Raw genomic sequence first — 17,443 nt, 5'->3', positions numbered from 1 at the left:
CCAGCCCTGGGTCAAAGTTCAGTCGGCAGGGTGGGTCAAAGTTCGATCGGCGCGGACACATGCGGCCTGCCGCAATCGAATACGACCTTGAGAGCTTCCATCGTCGCCCGCCCCTTGCAGGTGTTTCACGAGGCTATAATGTATGATAACGTCCTTTATAATTCACATTGTCAAGCCGCCACAAAGACGCAATTGCCTGCGTCGATTGATAACGGTGCGGTAGTCGCCGATCGATGAGCGATTGACTTGCTGATGTCCATACTTGCGTCCGGCCCGTTCCCCGAAAGTGACTTCTCGCGCATGGCCCGCGATGCCTCGCGCAACCTGCTCGTACGCCTGTCTCGCCACCAAAACGCAGTCGATCTGACGCGCGACGCAGTGCTCGGCCTGCATCCGGACGTGACGATGTCCCGGACGCTCTCGGGTTTCGAGAGCCTTCGCCAAATCGCGCTGTTCATGTCGATCGCCGCGGCTCTGAGCGAGCTGCATCGGATGCATTCGGGCATCGGCCCCCTACTGGTTGCACCGCTGCCCGAGGCAGAGCAGGAACTGACAATCGTCTCTCGTGACCCCGGCGTGCTTGGCGCCATCGTCCTGCCGTGCATGAGCGAGGGCTTGGCTCGACACATATCTGGCGCGGTCCGGCGCGTCGCGCGCCATCGCATGAAGCATCGCTACGTCTTCTACGCACCGCTCTTCGGCCGCGAGAGCGCCGGAAACCGGGAACCCAAGTACGAACGGAGCGACATCCAGGTCTGGTCTCTCCATGTCTGACCGCGAACCCCTCGTACCGTCGACACGATGGACGGCCCTTGCTGCATACCGGGCGGGCGTGCCGGCGCTGTTTTGCGGTGACGAGGCGTCGGCCAGGCGCACGGTCGAGTTCTTCGCGGTCAACATCCGGAACGAGAACACGCGCAAGGCCTACGCCCGAGCGGCCTCGGACTTCGCGAACTGGTGCGAGAAGCGTTCTGTGCGGGATGTTCGGCAGGTCCAGCCGATCCATGTGGCGGCATACATCGAGAGCCTCGATCTGGCGCCACCGTCGGTGAAGCAGCGCCTGGCTGCACTGAGGATGCTGTTCGACTGGCTTGTCGTCGGACAGGTCGTGCCGGTCAACCCCGCAGGCGCCGTGCGCGGGCCTCGATACTCCGCCAGCAAAGGCAGGACCCAAGTTCTGACGGCCGAAGAGGCAAGGGCGATGCTGGACGCCATCGACACTTCGGACATCATCGGCCTGCGCGACCGTGCGCTTCTCGGTCTGATGCTCTACACCTTCGCGCGTGTCGGCGCTGTGATCGGCATGACCCGAGCCGATGTCTACATCCAGGGCCGGAAGACATGGGTTCGCCTGCACGAGAAGGGCGGCAAACTCCATGAAGTCCCGTGCCACCCAAGCCTCGAAGCGTGGCTGCGTGCCTACATCGACAGTGCCCGTATCAGCGAAGGACGGTGTGTCCTCTTCCAGTCCGTGACCGGTCGGAGCGGCTCACTGTCGGGGCGGGCCTTGGCGCAGGCGGATGTGTTCAGGATGATCCGCCGGCGGGCAAGCGCTGCGGACATCAAGACTCGGGTCGGGTGCCACAGCTTCCGGGCAACTGGCATCACCGAGTACCTGCGGAACGGTGGACTACTCGAAGTGGCCCAGGCCTTGGCCGGGCACGAATCGGCACGGACAACCGGCCTTTACGACCGCCGAGTCGGTCAGGTCACGCATCGCGAAGTGGAAAGGATCGTGATCTGAGTTCAGCTACCGTGTCGACAGAAAGAGCGGACGCAAGCCGGACTTTCAGCTTTCTTCCTGCTGGCACACTCCAGCACCAAAGTCGTGATCAAGGCGAGGCACTGAATTGAAGCTCGAGCGAATTCAGATTGGAAAGCACCGTCGTCTCAACTCCGCTTCCATCAACTTCATTGAACTCAACGATAGGTTCGTCGGCAGCTCCGTCTATGGCCGGTCGGTCTTCACTGTCTTCGCTGGACCCAATGGGGGAGGCAAGACCTCGCTCCTGTCGTTCTTGGCCCAGCTCTTTCACAACCTCGAACGATTTCCGGAGCGCGTGCCCGGAGCCTTCCGGGTCGAGTACAGCCGCTCGATCGCGCCGAAGCGAAGAGTGCGGTGTGCCGTCTATCGTCACACCGGCAAGGGCCCCATAAACCTCCAGGTGGAGGGGCTGTTTGACAAGATACTCACTCGGGAAACGAGCGATCTCGAAGGATGCATAGCGTACGAGGATGCCCGCCGATACCTACCCGAGAAGATCATTGTTTCGGCGTTCTCATTTCAGGGGGAATATCCACCTCGAAGGCCAAGGAACTACGTCGGCGATCAACGAGTATTCATGTACGACGTTGGTCAGATTTACGGCAGGAACCACTTCAGCTTTCCGTCACTCTCCACTGCAATAGCTAGGCTGTGCGAGCAAATCCGAGCGTACAGCGAACCGGTAAAGGCTATCGAAGGACTGCTCGCTGCGAAGTTCACTCAGCGAGTGCGGGTGCGTTCTCGGCACAACTACGCCTATGAGGATGACTGGGTAGATGTGGACAAGTCGATTCTTGACCAAGAAGCCGCTGGCGACATCTATATCAACGATGTCGAGCTACTCCAGAGTAATGGCGAGCAGCTAACTCTAATGAACATGAGCTCGGGACAGAAGATGCTGCTGCTGCGCATCCTGTCCATTCTTGGGGAAATCGAGAACGACAGTCTCGTGATTCTCGAAGAGCCCGAGCTTCACCTCGATCCCTCGTGGTGCCGTCAGTTGATCAGCCTGCTCGTCCTACTCTTTCGTCCATACCGATCCCACATTCTGATCGCTACGCATTCGTTTGCCCTACTGAACTCCGTGCCGCACGAATGGCTGGTATTGGTCAGAGAAGGCGCCTTCCAGCCAGCCCCCCGCTCACTGTTTCTTGCGAATGAGTCGGCAGTGGCATTCGCGTTGTTCCATCCGGACCGGAACGCCGTTGAAACCTCGGTTCGAAAGGCGATGGCCGGGGCATCGATGGAAGAACTGCGAGCATTGGCTGCACGCGTCGGTGAGTCACCTCTGAGATACGACGTGCTCAAGTTGGTGGAAGGCAAGGCCAATCCGGCCGAAGGTCGGTAGCAGGGATGCATCTCGTCAGTAACTCGATGAACGCCAAAGCGCTTGACGCGTTTGCAAGCGGCTTTGTTGTCCCCCTCCTAACCTTGCTCACAGGCGCAAAGGTCGCGAAGTCTGTCGTATCGGACGTTGTTGCGCCATTGCTGCCCCCAGACCAAGCAAGTCGATTCAGGACGCTGCTCTCAATCAAGCTGTCGAAGAAGGAGACGCTGGAACAGCGCTGCGACATTGTGGTGAAGAGAACGCCCAAGAAGGCATTGCAGCGGGCGGAAAAGCTCTATCTCTATCAGACCTCCGCCATTTCCTCTGGAAACTACTCACTTCCCCAAGAGGAAGTTGCTGTTGAGATCAAGCGCCTGTTCGTCAATATCCTGTACGAAAAGCTCTTCGACAGCGACGAAGTGTGGCGATCGTTGAGCCTTCCGCGTCTGACCAGAGAGACGTTTCACGAAAACTTTCGTCGCGACAACGGGAACCCTTCGACCTGCCCATACTGTGATCTCGACACCATGAACTCGCAGGGGACAAGAATCGTCGAGCACTTTCTGCCCAAGTCGAAGTTCCCGTTGCTCGCTGTACACCCTCGCAACCTGTTCTCCGCCTGTCAGGGCTGCAACTCGTCCGCTGCCAAGGGAGCAAGAGTCGTTGGTCATTTGACATCCCCATATGTGAAGGAGATCGGGGGCTGCGTCCGCTTCACACATGATCCCGTGAAGGCGCAGCTCAGCATCAGCGCGGCAAGAGGCGATGCAGCAGTGGAGGGCTTCCTTCGCTTGGTCCGTCTGCCAACGCGGTATCAGGACCTGAACACCTGGTACCAGTTCGAGGGTCGAAGGCAGGCGTTGCTCGAGTCATTGCAGCATGTGCCGATAGAAGACGAGGCAGAGCTCGAGCGGTTCGTCAAGGTCCAGCAGAAGGGGGCGGTCTTGTCCTTCGCTGTCTTGCACTGGGCCAGAAACGAGTACTGGCCATTGCGAACAGGGCCGCAGTTGCCACCCATGGCGCAGAAGAAGATCTCAACGGGTGCTGCTGCTAGCCGCCGCCTTCCAGCGACGCTGCCGCAGCGATAGATTCGAACTGTTCCAGAATCTCCGGCGCTCGCTGTCGAAGGTAGCGGGCGACATGAGCGTTTTCGATCAGCTTGGCCAGATAGCCGCGGGCGAGCACGAGGCTCAGCACATCCTGGCCGTATGTCTGCTCGACCAGCCGGTATTGGCCTTGGAGGTTGGCCATCTCACGCTCCATCTTGGCCATCTGCTCCTTCGTCACGCCGGACATCTTGCGAGGCTTCCTGCCGTCGACGAGGAGCTCCGCGGGTGTCGCGGCCAGTAGTGCTTCGGCGTAGGCGACCGTCATGTTGTTCGCCGATGTCATGAGCTCGACGCATTCGATCTGTCGCGTCGGCTTCATCTTCCTGATGACACGTGCCATCTCGGCCGAGAACTGCCGGTCCTCCAGCAGCGCAGCGGCCTCGGCGCAGATGCCCTCCAGCAGGTTCATCTTCTTCATGATGTGACTGACATCCACGCTCAGCGCCTTGGCCAGCCGTTCCGGCGACACGCCACGTTCGATGGCCCTGCGAAGCATGTAGTGCTCTTGGATGGAGCTCAGTCGATTGATCCGGTTGTTGTAGGTATAGGACTCGTCGTCGATCGCCGCGAGGCATGGGACGTGAGTGCGGCCGAGCTCCCGCAGTGCCAGAAGCCGCATGTGCCCGTCGAGCAGCACGAAGCGACCGGGATCTGAAGGCACCGGCGACACCGTCAACGGCTCTATCAGCCCGATCTCGCCGATCGAGACCTTGATCTGGCGGAACTTGCGGGAGGTCGCAAGGCCGGGGGGCATGCCGCGCGAAGGAAGGATGTTCTCGACCGGCACTTCGAGAGGCTGAGGATCGAATCCGAGACCGACCTTGCTCATGCGGGATGGCCTCCGGCCCAGACGCGTTCCGCGAGCTGCTTCGGTAGCGAGTCGAGCCCTTCCGCCCGCAGCAGGGTCGCGAAGTGCTCGTCGGTGAGCAGCTGCTTGAGGGCCGAGACGACGAAGAGCAGACGATGCTGTGTGAACTCCGCCTTCTTCACGATGAGCTTCTGGCGCTCGACCTCCTTCTGGTAGGTGCGCACGAGGCTCGTGCTCGTGACCTGTTCGCGCTTCCGTGGAGTTCCATGGGCGATGGATTTGCCGAGCGTCTTCCGCCGGTCGATGACCTTCCTCGCATCCAGCAGGTTCTTGCCACGCAGCGTCCCCGACTCGTACGCCTCCTGCAGGGCTGCCTGCACGGCCTTGTCGTCGTCGCCTGCGCCGACGATCGCGATCGCCGCGTTCAGGGGAATCTCGCCGCGTTCCACCGCAACGATGAGCCTCTGCTCGCCATGCTCGAGCAAGGTGAGGATGCCCTGGACGTAGGTCGGCGTCAGGCCGGTCTTCGCAGCAACCTCCTTCGGCTTGTATCCCTTGTCCCGCAGCTGTTCGATGCCACTGAGGAGCTCCAGCGGCCGGCACTGCCTCCGTGCGATGTTCTCGGCCAGGCTCATGATGAAGGCGTCTTCGTCCGAGACGTTGACCACGAGTGCCGGGATGTGCGCTTCGCCGAGGGCCTTGAACGCCTTCATTCGTCCTTCACCGCAGACGAGAAGGTAGCGTTCGCCGCCGGAGCCGTCCGCGCGCGGCGTCACCGTGATCGGCTTCTTCAATCCGACCCGCTTGATGTTGACGACGATCTCGTCGAACAGCTTGTCGTTGCGCTCGCGCGGATTCAGCACGTCGATGCTGTCCAGCGCGATCATCCGGACCTCCCCGCGTTGTTGGACATCGCTCATGCTGCCCACCGCAGCTTCTCTCTGCGTGCCATGTCGTAGAGGTATTCGAGGCTCTCGAACCTGTAGCTCTCCAGCTCCAGGCCGTTCTGTTCGGAGAGGCTGATTCTCTCGATGCCGAAGTCCAGACGGGGCAGCAGGTAGTAGTCGAGCGCACGCGCATTCGACGCGTCGAGCCGCACGGCGACGGAGATGTCGGGCAGCAGGCCGGTATCGAAGCGGATCTTCCAGCGTCGGCGTCCTTCGTCACTCTGGTGGCATCTCGCCAGCACGATGGAGATCGTGAATTCACCGTTCACTGTCATCATGTCCGTGTCCGGATCGTGCTCGATCCTGCCACCGAGTTCCGCGACGCGGCGCTGGGTCTCGACGACGACTTCCGGGTGCATCCTGCGGAGCGTTCGATTGATCTCTAGGAAGCGGTAGTCGCGACCTGGTGAGAAGCCGACGAGCTGATAGGCTCTGATGAGGCTCCCGAACCTGTGCACGTACACCGAGCTCGAGGGCATGCCCTCCGCCTCGTCGATGACGATCCCGGAGAGGAATCCCTTGGTCAGGTAGAGGCCCTTCAGTCTGTCGATCAGCTCCTCGTCGCTGTAGCGGCGGGCGCGGGCGCGGATGATTCCCTGTGCCGTGTAGAACACCTCGGCAGCGACGATCGGCTCGAATGCAGCAGGCTTCCTGATCCACATGTCGGGCGTGTTGATCACGCGGAGCTTCTTCAGCTTGAAGGAGACCCGGTTGTAGACGTTGTTGCCGATGTACTTCTCGTTGGTCAGGACCTGGTGCACTGTGGCGCGGGTCCAGTCCCGTCCGAGGTCGGTCTTGAGCCCCATTCCGTTCAATCTGCCCGCGATCTGCGACTCGACCAAGCCGTCTTCCACGAACCATCTGTACATCTCACCCACGATGCGTACCTCGTCCTCGGGGCCCGGCATCAGGATCACGCGATCGGTCTGCAGGCTCTTGTGCTCGCCTCGGGCCAGGTCCGACTTCAGCAGTCCCGACTGGTCGACGAGCACACGCCTCAGGCCGAAGCCGGCCGGTCCGCCCTGCCTGAAGCCGAGCTCGATGAGCCGGCACTGCCCCGCGAAGACCTTGGCCGACAGCTCGCGGCTGTACTCGCCGGCCATCGCTCGCTTCACGCCCTTGACGATCGTGGAGACGGGCGAGCCGTCATTCTCGAACTGCTCTGCACAGTAGGCGACCTGGATGCCGGCGCGTCGGCAGATGTACTCGTAGTAGGCGCTCTCGTCGGCGTCCTGAAATCTTCCCCACCGACTCACGTCATAGACGAGGATGATCTGGAAGTCCGCCTCACCCGATTCCACGTCCCGGATGAGTCGCTGGAGGGCCTGCCTGCCGTCGATCCGCAGGCCGCTCTTGCCTTCGTCGGCGTAGGTCCTGACGATGGTGATGCCGCGGTGGGCTGCGTACTCGTCGATCTTGTCGGCCTGGTTCTCCGTCGAGTACTGCTGGTGCTCGGTGGACATACGGACATAGCGAGCAGCCCTCGGTTGCGAGATGGCGGTCGATTCCTGCGGCGTGGTTTCGTGCTGCGACATGGCCCGAACGAGGAGCGTGGTAAGGGACTGAAGGGCCGGCATGAGGATCCCGCTGGGTTGTCCCGCCCGGCCTTCAGCCGTCGAACGATTCGATTCGCAGAAGTTACCAGCGCCTTCTTCGTCTGCCGATCACGTCCTCTCTTTGCAACCCGTTGCGCTCCGCGTTCAATCCGTGGTGACGAACGTCAGCACGACGAGCCACGAGTCCATCTTTGCAACTCCTTCCTCGGAGGCCAGTGTCAACCTGTAGACACCGGGCAACATCGGCGGCGGCATGGCGGACGCGTTCTTCTTTGCAACCTTCCTGGCGCGTTGATCGCGATTGCGCTGCTTCTGCAGCTCTCGGTTCCGTTCCGCGTATTCGGGGTGTGCTTCGCGGTACTTTCGCCAGTAGTCCGGGTTCCTTTCCATCCACGCCTGCTGGGCGCGTGACTGGTTGTCACCGTAGTCGGGATCCGCCTCTCGTCTCGACCGTTGCCACAGCTTTCGCCGCTCGCGCTGACAGGCAGCTTCCGAGCAGTACGCCTGGTCAGGCACCTGCGACAGGACGCGGAAGCTCTTTCCGCACGCGACGCATCGTCGAGCAGCCATGACGATCCCCTTGCCGGTTCGATACAAGAGGAGGCGTTGCCTGCAGCTGGTCGGTGCGCTGCACGCCGTGGGCGGGTCGGCAGAGGTTGGGAGTGGACGCGCCTTGCTTCGAATCAGGCTCGTGGACGAACAGTGCCAAGTTCAATGCCTCGGCCGATTCGGAAGGATGCGGATCTCACCGCGCTCTCGATGCACCCTGCGGTGCAGAGCTGATGGCTTCACGGGAGCTCGAATCGGACGCTCGGCGTCGGTCCATCGAAGGGCTCGATCTCGTTCTTGCGCACGAAGCGGGTCTGCTGACCACCGATCTTGAGATTCTCGAACTGCACGAAGACAAGTTTGCCCTCGACCCGGATCACCATGCCGACGAACGGCCCGCTCCCGACTGCACCTGGCGGCGATGTCCAGCGAAATCGATCGCCCGGCTTGATTCGACTCCGGAACTCCGCGACCCGGGCGGGCCATTCGGCCGCGAGCCGTCGCGCTTCGGCCTCTTGCATCCTGGCAATCCGCTGGCGTTCCAGTTCGTCCGCTGCCTCGCGTTCCCGTCGCTTTGTGGCAGCGGTTTCCGCGGCCAGCGCCTGAGCCTGTTCGCTCTGCATGCGCGATGCGAGCGCTTCCGCCGAGAGCAGATCCGTCCGAGTGGTCATCGTCAGGTATCTCAGGGTCGGTCTGCCCATGGCGTCTTCGCCCGTTCGCGTTCCGACGTCCAGGTAAGCGATCTCGAGGGCCCAGGCCTGCGAAGTGCCTCGCATGCAGACCACGCGCTGAGGCAGCTGCAGCTCGCCGGCCGACTGGAACTTGGTGTACGAGAGCTCGCCCGCCGACTGCTTGCAATGATCCATCGCCGGAGCAATGGCGACGAGCAGACCGCGCGGAATCCGCTGCGGCATCACCGGCTCGCCGGACATGCTCGGGACGAAGATCTTCCCCGTCGTCTCGAAGCTGAAGCTGCGACCGTTCAGCTTCCTCGCGAAGTCCTGGATCGAGCTGCCTCCTTCCACGCGTGGATTCGTGGAACACGCGGACAGGCCGATCGCGAAGACCAGTGTGCAGACGAGATGTCCTCGGTTTGCCAGCACACCCTCAACGGCCTGGAACTTGCCACGCATGCGCTCTCCCCTTGTCCGCGTCGATCTGAAATTGTGACTTAAACACGGCTGACGCAAACGCGACATGTCGAGAGACTGGCCCGGATGGTTTCATCCACCGGAGGTCACTCGAAGAAGAGGATCAGCGCGCGAGCCGTGCTGGCCACCAATGTCGTTTCTCTGCGTCGCGAGAAAGGCTGGTCACAGGAGGCACTGGCGTTCGAGTGCGGCCTGCATCGGACCTTCGTTGCTCATGTCGAGCGCCAGGCGAGGAACATCGCCCTCGACAACCTCGAGAAGCTTGCGTTCGCGCTCGGCGTGGAGCCGTTCGAACTGCTGAGGCCCTGAACGTCCCACGACGCCCGGATCAGTCGAACATGCTCGACGACGTGCCCGTGCAGCACCAGTCGTCGAAGTGAGTTTCGGTGATGCCCCACGCGTTGCCGTTGATGTCCACAGCGCCGCACATCGGCGTGCCGTCGATGTTGAAGTCTTGTTCGAACGGGTCCCGATCCGATGTGGTGGACCAGATGCTGTCCTCCGACACTCGGCGTTCCTCCCACCCCGAGTCGGTCGCGCCATCGAGCGGGTCGTCGGCGTCGAACGTCGTGTGGTCGGAGAGTCTTCGAGTTCCGCCTGCCTGCGCCTGTGCGGACATGCCGGCAGCGTGAACGCCCGAGGCCCCGGCGGACTGCGGCGCCGTGGCAACCAGCACCATGACGCCGACAACGAGCATCAGCTTCATGAGTCCGTGAAACACGAGAAGAAGATCATCCATCGGTGATGAGTTAAAGATAACGTGGGTTTCATTGTGGCAACAACGGATGCTCCTGTCCATGCAGGAGCGATCCATCCGCCCAGGTCGCCCGAAGGGCGCCAAGACGTCCGACCCCGTCGTGGCGGAGGCCTTCGGATCGGCGGTTCGTGCCGCCAGAACGATCAGGGGGATATCGCAGGAAGCGCTGGCTCACCTGGCCAGAATCGAACGCAGCCACGTCGGCAAGATCGAGCGAGGTGAACACCTGCCGACTCTGTCCGCGCTCCTCAAGATCGCCCGGGCGCTCGGGATCAGCGGAAGCCAGCTGGTCGCCGAGGCCGAGGCCGAGCTGCCAGCCGACTACCTTGATCGCCGATAGCCGGGCGCGCTCCCGGCTTCCGCGGCGGCACCGGACGGTTTGGAGACCCCGGTCGGCCGGTCAGGGCCGGACACCCAGAGCATTGAAGATGGCACTGTTGGCGTCCGGGCATTGAGGATGGCACTGCACGGCCATCGGGTGCGCCGGGGCACGTCGTCGTTCAGTCCGAGTTGACGAAGCCCATCTTCGACCACCTCTCCGCTTCGGACGAGGTCAGCACGCGAGCAGCCGGAACCCACTCCACCCGGCCGGGCGACTGGACCCGGCGAAGCGCCACCATCAGCTCCGCGCCGTCCATCCGAACAGCAAGGCACTGACCCGCAGCGACGAGGAACGGGCGCTGCGCCCACAACGTCCGGACCTTCTGCCGCTGTTCGCTCGGTTCAGACGGGCCGCGAGCTACTCGCTCCGGAGATTCGTACACACACTTGGACATGAACACCCCAATACCGACCAGCCCCGACGCCACGGAATGCGGCGTCAGTGATCGACAATTCGGGTGCGGTGCACGCTCGGCGATAGAGCTTTCAGTATGGCATGCAGCGCCTGTGTCAGTGGCCTGCACATGAGAAGCCGCCGACCGACCTATTTCCTGGGAGCCTGCCTCCGGACCGCTCCGGACAACTTCTCGGCAGAAGAACTAAGCAAAACAGTCCGCGGGCAAAGAGACGAGGCCATTGATGACTTCCGCGACACCTTCCTGGCACGCCACGACATCAGCCGGCCGGCTGCACATGAATCGCGGCTGAGGCCAATCCAGGAAACTCTCCAACCAGCGCCCCGCATCGGCAGTGCCGAGATGCCGGTCGGCCTCGCGCATCCGCGATTCGACGATGGCCTGCAGCAGCGACAAGGTTTCCGGCCGCACGTCCCCGACCGGCGTAGTGCCGCCCAGAAACTCGAACCATCGCGAACTCGGATTCTCCTCCCGGCGAGCCTGCAACACCGGCGTCAACGCGTCCCGGTTCGCTTCGATGTGCGCCCGCCCAGCAGCCAATCGACGCTTGCGGACGGCACTGAGTTTCGCACCAACATCCGGGATCCGCCGCAGATACCCCATGCGTTCCGGAAAGGTTGGCGGCAGCTGACCGACTTGGCGCGATCGGCGCCATTCCGAAAGAATCAGATCCTTGATCTTCTTGACCTGATCCCGGGCGCCAGCAAAGCCGGGAGTGCGCCACACCGTCTCGATCATCCGTTCGAGATCGGCATCACGTCGTTGACGGATGAGCATGATGAATTCCTCCCGGATTTCATCATGTCGCTTGCGTGAGTATCTCCACGTCCAAACGGGTTTGGGCTCCTCGGGTTTGGTGATGCGGACGAGCTCGAAGCCGGTAATGTTGACTCGATCCTTGAGAGCGTCACGCCATTTTTCACTGCGGTCCAGCTCTGCTCCATGTCGATGAAGAAGTATCCAACTCAGATCCTCATCGGCCTTCTGTTCCAGAAGGATGAGCCGGGAGGTCGAAAGCCCCTTCCGTCGGGCGCGGGATGCCTCCAGATTGTCCCGACAGATCGAGAATCTGGATTCGAATTTGCCAGCCAAGAAGCCCGCCTTATCGACGCTCACGCGACCTTGAATGTACGAGGTGTGGCCACTTCGAACGAGGTCGCCCACTCTCTGCATGAAGGGGGCCTTCTTCGTGAAGACGAAGTGATCAACGAACTGGCTGGTGTCGTGCTTCATGCGCTAATCCTACGAGCGAACCGTCAATAACACGGAACCGCAGGCCGACTTTTTTCAAGGCGTGCGGCAGGTGTTCGTCTCGGCCGCGGCATGTACGGCCGTGCAAGCCCTTCCAGCCAAGTCGGGAATACGCGGGCAGCGTGATGGCGGCCTGCTATCAAACATAAAAGAACGAACCGGTCGGGTGCTACCGGATAGAAAGAGATTCCAAGCTTCGATTTGACAGCCACGCTTCATCGACCCAAACTGCACTTGGGCTAGCCAAGCCTCTCACTCAATCGAGCGGGGGCCGCCAAGCCCTCTCACTCAAGCGCCTGGTGCGGATGCACCACGCCCATCGACCGCCAGTCGGTGGGCAGCACGGTGAAGCGGACTGCTCGTAGTTGAGCTCGGTCCGTTACGCTGAGCGCTGGGGGCTGCAATGCCCTCTTCGACTCACTCGAGTTCCGATTTGTCGGATTGAGTTTGGGCGACACGGAAACGGCACGTCGAAGGAAATGTCGACGGCGACCGGTCACGTAGCGAAAGCAGGAATCAAGGCCTGCTCCCGGCGCCTGTGGCAACAGGGCGACGGGTACCAGAGACGAGGGCTCAGGGTATCCAGAAATGGTATCAGCCACGCAGCAGAAGTGTGAGCGTGAGGGAGCACAATAGATATTGTGCGTTTGAACCTGGTCGGGGAACCGGCAGCGGCACCTGCAGAAATGCAGGGTCGGTGATAGCTTAACCGTCTAACGGCGTCCCTCGAGGATGCTGTCTGGAGTTTGGACAAGCCGTTGTGTTTCACAGAAACATAATCGGTAGCTCGAAGAAGGATCGGGTCGGGTAAGTAACCGGCTTTGGAATCTCGCGGTACTAAAACCAGATAAACCGGCAAATGCCGACCAATGGGTAAGCGTAGCGATGACTCGATCCAGAGAGCGGCGGCGTGTCTTAACGAAGTAGCGCGCGACTAACGTGGGAATGACTGACGGCCGATCGAGATGGGTGGCACCATCGAGGCGCAAGTCAAGGAGATTTGGCAAGTAGAGTTCGAAATCGAGGGCTGAACCGATGTGGTCCGAGAAAGTATCGAAAGCCAAAACCGTGCGAAAGAGCGCTGGTTGAAAACCAGTGAGTGAGAGTGTTATCCCGCGAAAGCGGGCCAAGGTCGATCAGGTTGGCGCCTGATCGACCTCCTGGGATGGCACCCCGGGGTATGTTCTTTGACCGGTTGGCTGCACACGTGCAGAGAACCTGGAATCGTCATCCTGAATGGATGTTGTGCAACTACCGCCAGCCGAGCTGATTGCAAGGCTCACCGCACCGATGGCAAGGTGTCTGTCGACCTGCAGTATGTCGATCGAGAAGGTGTGACTGCTCGGAGAACTATCCGGGCTGGTGAATGCGTTCACCTTGAAGGAGCCATGCTCCAAACCGTCGAACGTCGCGCATGCGACGCAAATGCACGCTTGATGCATCGACCCACCCCAAACCCCCTCCGCTTCGGCGCAGGGGGTTTTCTTTCTCCCAGACTCCGTGCCTCGAGATGGAGCCCGACGCTGGCCAGAATCCGGATTTTCTTGACCACCCGCGCAGCGGACTCCACTGCCGGACCGCCCTACTCTTCCTTCGTTGTCGATCCGCGCAACGTCCTTCGAAAGGAAGCATGAACATGACCACCAAGTCGAGCACAAAGGCCATCCCCATGACGCAGCAGGCCGCCGGCCGCATCCAGTCGCACACCGCGAAAGCGAGCGGCGGCAACGTGGCAACTGGCTCCTTCGCAGCGCGTGCCCAGCGCGCCGTGGCCACCAGCCGCGCAACGGGCAAGGTCTCGAAGTAAGGAGGTCGGCGCGGCGCAGACTGCGGCACCGCGCCGGCGACACACCATGAAATACAGCAACGACAAGATCATCGCGGCGACGGTCAGAGCATTGGTTGCCGAGGGCTGGCGATACTTGCCCGGAAGGAAGCACGGCAAGCTCACCGCACCGAACGGGCGATCGCTACCGGTACCCGGTTCCCCGAGCGATTGGCGCGCGGGGGTCAACTTCAAGTGCGACGCTCGGCGTATCGCTCTGCAAACCCGGCCATGACCTCGACACCGTATCCGCGCCTCGGGGAGTGCGTGAGAGCACTGGCCAGCGCCCTCGATTCCAAGACCAGCGACCGTGATGTGGACCGGCTGGCGCGAGAAGGCGACTTCGACTGGTCGGTCCTGGACACCGTCATCGGCAGACTCCTGATCGACGGAACCGGCCGCTTGCTGGCCGCGAGCGTTCGCCCGACGTTCGAGGCTTGGCTCCATTCGGCCCGCGATGCCTATTGCCGACTCGTGATGGGTGTCGCACTCGACGGCATCGATCGAGAGGAGGCCCTGCCCGTTCTGATCGATCGGTTCTTCGTTCCGGTCACCGCCAGCCTGTTGCGGGCGATGAACGAACAGTGCCGTGGCCCGGGCCTGGATCGGCTTTTGACCACTGGAACCTCGCCCGTCTCGGCGACGCTCGACTGGCTCGACAATGTCGTCGGAGAACCTATCGACAAGCTGCTCTATCCCGAGACCGTCGGAGAGTCGAAGTCGACTCGGGACAAGATGGGCAAGTGGCGAGCCGGTGTCGATCTTCCGTCTGCCCATGGCCTGAAACTGCTGCTCGACGCCATGCGCGCCGAGCCGAGAAGCCTGGCATTGGCCGACGCCGCCGGTGTCTGGCTGCTGACAGCTCGTGCCCTTGCACACTTCGAACGGCTTGGCGGCGAGCGGGTTCGCGCCGGGCTGGATTCCTGCCTCCGTGCCGGAGTACCTGCAGGCGCTGCCGGCGAGCGTCTGCTGGAACTGGTACGGACAAGCGGCCGCCGGTGGCCGGAATTGGCAGACGCGGGTCGGAGGCTCTGGCATGACCTTCGGCGCACCACCACCAAGCATCCTGGCGAGCGCGCGGACACCTGGGGCAGGATCCTGGTCCTGGAGCAGCTTGCCCGGGAACTCGACCCAGAAGGAAGGACGGCTTACCACGCGGCCTGGATGAGGGGTCGCTGGCATGCCCTCTCGGGCCTCTACGAGGAGGCCCTGGCACATTACGAGGAAGCGTTCCGTCTCTCCTGCTATCGCGCTGGACACCAGGTCAGGGAGGTCGCGGAGGACGCCATGTGCATCGCGGCGTTCCTCGGCAAGAGGCCCTTCCTGAAGCGGATGAAGCATGTCGGTATCGCGTTCGGCCTGTTCGTACGCCCAGACGTGGATGCAGCGCTCGAGGACTGGGAGATCGAGCAGTTCTCCCAGCAGTTGCTGCTCCGTTTCCCACCGCAGGGACGCTTCGTCGAGAGTGAAGCCGATCTTTCACCGGTCGCTGCTCCCGGACTCATGCTGATCTCGGCGCAGTCGGTCGATCGCATGAAGCCCGATCTCTCGGCGCCAAACCGGGTGCGCGCGATCCGGTTCGAGAATGGCATCGTGAGGCGCTGGCCACAGCTTCGGCTGTTCGCGTCGTTCGGCATGGCGGCCAATGTCAGCGCTCTGCTGGACGCGGGTGCATCGGTGGACGAGCTCGATGGCTCGGGTGGATCCGCACTGCTGTGCGGCATCCAGTACGCGCACGCCACCGGCGATCGATCGACGCTCGATCTGCTTCTTGCCGTGCCGCACGCTCCGGCCACCCTCAACACGATCACTGGCCGGAAGGGGCTCACGCCCCTGGTGAGCGCCATCGATTTCGGTCAGCCGGACGTGGTTCAGCGTCTGCTGGAGATGGGTGCGGACGCGGACCTCCCGGCCCTCACCGATCGGCAGTCTCCGCTCTACTACGCGGTCACCCTGCTCCACGGACGCATTCATCCACAACGGATGCTGACGCAGCTCTCGCTGCAGTTGGCGCACGGTCTCGATGCAGCTGGACGAGAGACGCTCCGCCGCTTCGGCGTCGCGTGGGCCGGCCCGTTCGGCGATGACGCTTCACTCGTCCATGCGGAACCGGAACTCGCCGCCGAATCCGTGAAAGCGATGGTCGACAGGCACGTCGCGCGCCACTCGGTGGAGAAGCTGCAGCGGATCATCGCACTGCTGTTGCGCTTCGGCGCTGATCCCAATCGGAGCCATCGATACCCGACACCCGGTCGGACTCCGCTGATGGTGGCGGCCGAATCCGACCTCGCCGCGATCTTCGAGATGATGATGGACAACCGTGGAGACCCGCTGAAGCCCGACGCCGACGGAAAGAACTGCCATCACATTGCAGCCGGCTTCCGTTCGTACCGGGTGCTGGCAATCCTCGCGCGCATGGGCACTTGAGCGGAAAGGGTCCGGCATTGTCAGCGGCCTCCGGGCGGCATGACACGCTTCGGCGTCGGCCGCCGCTGCTGCCGATGGTTCCGTCAACTATTTCGGGAGCCGGACAGGCCGCGGGTCAGCCCCGCGGCGTCGCTTGGCCAAGGCGCGAAACATTCCCGTCAGGATGCGCACCGGCCTCGCCGAGGCACACACGTACCCCGATGCTTGCCACCTGTCCCTGGCCACGTCCAACCCGGCGAGGATGCCGTAGGCCTTGCCCGTCGTGATGGTGCCACCGCTGGTGATGCTGAGGTTGGCACGAACGTAGCCTCGGCTCTCGATCACACCGTCGACCAGGATGGATCCGCCCGCAGTGACGGCGCCGGCCTTCAGCTCCGCGCATCGAATGCTCGGGAGCACATCGCGCTCGTGGGCGTCCCCGGGGTCGATCTCAGGGGAACGGTAAACGCCTTCGCCGCGCGTTTCCGAGCACCGCGTGTCTCGCCCGGTCGCAACGACGGCGTCATCCACTTCGACCGAGCCCCAGGCCTCGAGCTGACTGCATTCGACCACGGCGCACCGCAGATCGCCTTCCACCCTGACCCACCGAGCGGCATGCACACCTCCGCAAAGGAGATCTCCCTCCGTCAGCACCATCTTCGCGTAGACGTTGCCCGCGATCACCTCGCAGTCATCCGGGTTGAACTGGTCGCCGACATCCACCGAGCCGACGGTGCTCACGCGGCCCGCCACCACGCATCGCCCGCCCACCTTGACGGCCGTCTCGGACGGCAGCGAGTCATCGAGAAGGTCGTCCTGTGTGCTCTTGTCGGACATCCAGTCGAGCGCCTCGTCGCTGACCTGCTCACTGGATGCCCTGTCCGGAGTCCAGAAGGCGATGCGCTCGGCGATCTCGGCCAGCGCCGCGGCATCATCGCCACAGACGCGGGCATCGATCGAATCCGCAGCGACATCTCCCAGGACTTGCATACCCTGACCGACGATCACGTCGCGGGCGGTCAACGAACCCTTCACGGTCAGACGCCCCAGGCACATCAACGGCCCGTCGACGCGGAGATCGCCTTCGACCGACAGGTTCCCTCCCACCGTTGCAAAGCCACTGATGGCCAAGTTCCCTGCGATCGCGACGTGTCGGCGCGAGGTGAGGCTCTTTCGCTGGAAGCTCCTGGCCATC

General features: G+C 62.4%; 17 protein-coding genes. 9 read left to right on the top strand and 8 right to left on the bottom strand.

Translation table 11 applies throughout. The annotated features are described in order from the left end of the window. The 5 genes from D9C15_RS33780 to D9C15_RS30440 form a co-directional block, all read left to right on the top strand. Window positions 1-237, top strand: a 237-nt coding sequence (locus D9C15_RS33780; RefSeq protein WP_205854951.1) for a hypothetical protein, incomplete at its 5' end; no start/stop codon positions are given. Window positions 238-246: 9 nt separating this feature from the next. Then, window positions 247-774, top strand: coding sequence for a hypothetical protein (locus D9C15_RS30455; RefSeq protein WP_128003260.1), 528 nt, complete (start codon window positions 247-249; stop codon window positions 772-774). Then, on the top strand, window positions 767-1,744 hold the full coding sequence (locus D9C15_RS30450; protein ID WP_128003259.1) for a tyrosine-type recombinase/integrase: 978 nt from the start codon (window positions 767-769) through the stop codon (window positions 1,742-1,744). Before D9C15_RS30455 ends, D9C15_RS30450 begins: the two co-directional genes overlap by 8 nt. Window positions 1,745-1,850: 106 nt before the next feature. Continuing rightward, on the top strand, window positions 1,851-3,113 hold the full coding sequence (locus D9C15_RS30445) for an ATP-dependent nuclease (protein ID WP_128003258.1): 1,263 nt from the start codon (window positions 1,851-1,853) through the stop codon (window positions 3,111-3,113). 26 nt (window positions 3,114-3,139) lie between these two features. Beyond that, complete coding sequence (locus tag D9C15_RS30440; protein WP_128003257.1) at window positions 3,140-4,180, top strand: HNH endonuclease; 1,041 nt, start codon at window positions 3,140-3,142, stop codon at window positions 4,178-4,180. Here D9C15_RS30440 and D9C15_RS30435 read toward each other — a convergent pair. The 5 genes from D9C15_RS30435 to D9C15_RS30415 form a co-directional block, all read right to left on the bottom strand. After that, window positions 4,143-5,030: a plasmid partitioning protein RepB C-terminal domain-containing protein gene (locus D9C15_RS30435; RefSeq protein ID WP_128003256.1), complete on the bottom strand. Its 888-nt coding sequence runs from the start codon at window positions 5,028-5,030 to the stop codon at window positions 4,143-4,145. The two genes, D9C15_RS30440 and D9C15_RS30435, sit on opposite strands and share 38 nt — an antisense overlap. Next, window positions 5,027-5,929 carry a plasmid partitioning protein RepB C-terminal domain-containing protein gene (locus D9C15_RS30430; RefSeq protein ID WP_128003255.1) on the bottom strand — a complete coding sequence of 301 codons (903 nt, stop codon included), beginning with the start codon at window positions 5,927-5,929 and terminating at the stop codon, window positions 5,027-5,029. The genes D9C15_RS30435 and D9C15_RS30430 overlap by 4 nt, the downstream gene beginning before the upstream one ends. Continuing rightward, on the bottom strand, window positions 5,926-7,491 hold the full coding sequence (locus tag D9C15_RS30425) for a recombinase family protein (RefSeq protein ID WP_128003254.1): 1,566 nt from the start codon (window positions 7,489-7,491) through the stop codon (window positions 5,926-5,928). The genes D9C15_RS30430 and D9C15_RS30425 overlap by 4 nt, the downstream gene beginning before the upstream one ends. Before the next feature lie 165 nt (window positions 7,492-7,656). After that, entirely contained in the window at window positions 7,657-8,082 is a 426-nt protein-coding gene (locus D9C15_RS30420) for a hypothetical protein (protein WP_128003253.1), read from the bottom strand. Between the two features lie 218 nt (window positions 8,083-8,300). Continuing rightward, window positions 8,301-9,194 (bottom strand): hypothetical protein, encoded by an 894-nt coding sequence (locus D9C15_RS30415; protein ID WP_128003252.1) that lies wholly within the window; start codon window positions 9,192-9,194, stop codon window positions 8,301-8,303. 84 nt (window positions 9,195-9,278) lie between these two features. Between D9C15_RS30415 and D9C15_RS30410 the strand changes: the two genes are divergently transcribed. Beyond that, a complete protein-coding gene (locus tag D9C15_RS30410) occupies window positions 9,279-9,521 on the top strand; it encodes a helix-turn-helix domain-containing protein (protein ID WP_128003251.1) in 243 nt (80 codons plus the stop codon). A gap of 19 nt (window positions 9,522-9,540) precedes the next feature. Here the strand turns inward: D9C15_RS30410 and D9C15_RS30405 are convergent, their stop codons facing one another. After that, window positions 9,541-10,011, bottom strand: a complete 471-nt coding sequence (locus D9C15_RS30405; protein ID WP_128003250.1) for a hypothetical protein — start codon at window positions 10,009-10,011, stop codon at window positions 9,541-9,543. Between D9C15_RS30405 and D9C15_RS30400 the strand changes: the two genes are divergently transcribed. Beyond that, on the top strand, window positions 10,010-10,309 hold the full coding sequence (locus tag D9C15_RS30400; RefSeq protein ID WP_128003249.1) for a helix-turn-helix domain-containing protein: 300 nt from the start codon (window positions 10,010-10,012) through the stop codon (window positions 10,307-10,309). The two genes, D9C15_RS30405 and D9C15_RS30400, sit on opposite strands and share 2 nt — an antisense overlap. 640 nt (window positions 10,310-10,949) lie before the next feature. On the opposite strand, the gene D9C15_RS30395 is transcribed toward D9C15_RS30400, so the two are convergent. Next, the gene (locus D9C15_RS30395; protein WP_128003248.1) at window positions 10,950-11,999 is read right to left on the bottom strand and encodes a hypothetical protein; all 1,050 of its coding nucleotides are present in this window, start codon (window positions 11,997-11,999) and stop codon (window positions 10,950-10,952) included. Window positions 12,000-13,647: 1,648 nt separating this feature from the next. Between D9C15_RS30395 and D9C15_RS33580 the strand changes: the two genes are divergently transcribed. Beyond that, window positions 13,648-13,824, top strand: a complete 177-nt coding sequence (locus tag D9C15_RS33580) for a hypothetical protein (protein WP_164886925.1) — start codon at window positions 13,648-13,650, stop codon at window positions 13,822-13,824. Window positions 13,825-14,073: 249 nt separating this feature from the next. Further along, entirely contained in the window at window positions 14,074-16,269 is a 2,196-nt protein-coding gene (locus D9C15_RS30385) for an ankyrin repeat domain-containing protein (RefSeq protein WP_128003246.1), read from the top strand. A gap of 87 nt (window positions 16,270-16,356) precedes the next feature. Here the strand turns inward: D9C15_RS30385 and D9C15_RS30380 are convergent, their stop codons facing one another. After that, window positions 16,357-17,442 carry a polymer-forming cytoskeletal protein gene (locus D9C15_RS30380; protein WP_128003245.1) on the bottom strand — a complete coding sequence of 362 codons (1,086 nt, stop codon included), beginning with the start codon at window positions 17,440-17,442 and terminating at the stop codon, window positions 16,357-16,359. Between the last annotated feature and the right edge of the window lies 1 nt (window position 17,443).

The sequence above is a fragment of the Piscinibacter defluvii genome, from assembly GCF_004011805.1.
Taxonomy (GTDB): Bacteria; Pseudomonadota; Gammaproteobacteria; order Burkholderiales; family Burkholderiaceae_C; genus Piscinibacter; species Piscinibacter defluvii.
This window is presented reverse-complemented; position numbering and strand designations above follow the sequence as displayed.

Bases quoted from the DNA above. Each gene is read 5' to 3' on its own strand.
- D9C15_RS30450 (WP_128003259.1), top strand. From the start codon at position 767: ATGTCTGACCGCGAACCCCTCGTACCGTCGACACGATGGACGGCCCTT.
- D9C15_RS30440 (WP_128003257.1), top strand. From the start codon at position 3,140: ATGAACGCCAAAGCGCTTGACGCGTTTGCAAGCGGCTTTGTTGTCCCC.
- D9C15_RS30435 (WP_128003256.1), bottom strand. From the start codon at position 5,030: ATGAGCAAGGTCGGTCTCGGATTCGATCCTCAGCCTCTCGAAGTGCCG.
- D9C15_RS30430 (WP_128003255.1), bottom strand. From the start codon at position 5,929: ATGAGCGATGTCCAACAACGCGGGGAGGTCCGGATGATCGCGCTGGAC.
- D9C15_RS30425 (WP_128003254.1), bottom strand. From the start codon at position 7,491: ATGTCGCAGCACGAAACCACGCCGCAGGAATCGACCGCCATCTCGCAA.
- D9C15_RS30420 (WP_128003253.1), bottom strand. From the start codon at position 8,082: ATGGCTGCTCGACGATGCGTCGCGTGCGGAAAGAGCTTCCGCGTCCTG.
- D9C15_RS30415 (WP_128003252.1), bottom strand. From the start codon at position 9,194: ATGCGTGGCAAGTTCCAGGCCGTTGAGGGTGTGCTGGCAAACCGAGGA.
- D9C15_RS30410 (WP_128003251.1), top strand. From the start codon at position 9,279: ATGGTTTCATCCACCGGAGGTCACTCGAAGAAGAGGATCAGCGCGCGA.
- D9C15_RS30400 (WP_128003249.1), top strand. From the start codon at position 10,010: ATGCAGGAGCGATCCATCCGCCCAGGTCGCCCGAAGGGCGCCAAGACG.
- D9C15_RS30405 (WP_128003250.1), bottom strand. From the start codon at position 10,011: ATGGACAGGAGCATCCGTTGTTGCCACAATGAAACCCACGTTATCTTT.
- D9C15_RS30395 (WP_128003248.1), bottom strand. From the start codon at position 11,999: ATGAAGCACGACACCAGCCAGTTCGTTGATCACTTCGTCTTCACGAAG.
- D9C15_RS33580 (WP_164886925.1), top strand. From the start codon at position 13,648: ATGAACATGACCACCAAGTCGAGCACAAAGGCCATCCCCATGACGCAG.
- D9C15_RS30385 (WP_128003246.1), top strand. From the start codon at position 14,074: ATGACCTCGACACCGTATCCGCGCCTCGGGGAGTGCGTGAGAGCACTG.
- D9C15_RS30380 (WP_128003245.1), bottom strand. From the start codon at position 17,442: ATGGCCAGGAGCTTCCAGCGAAAGAGCCTCACCTCGCGCCGACACGTC.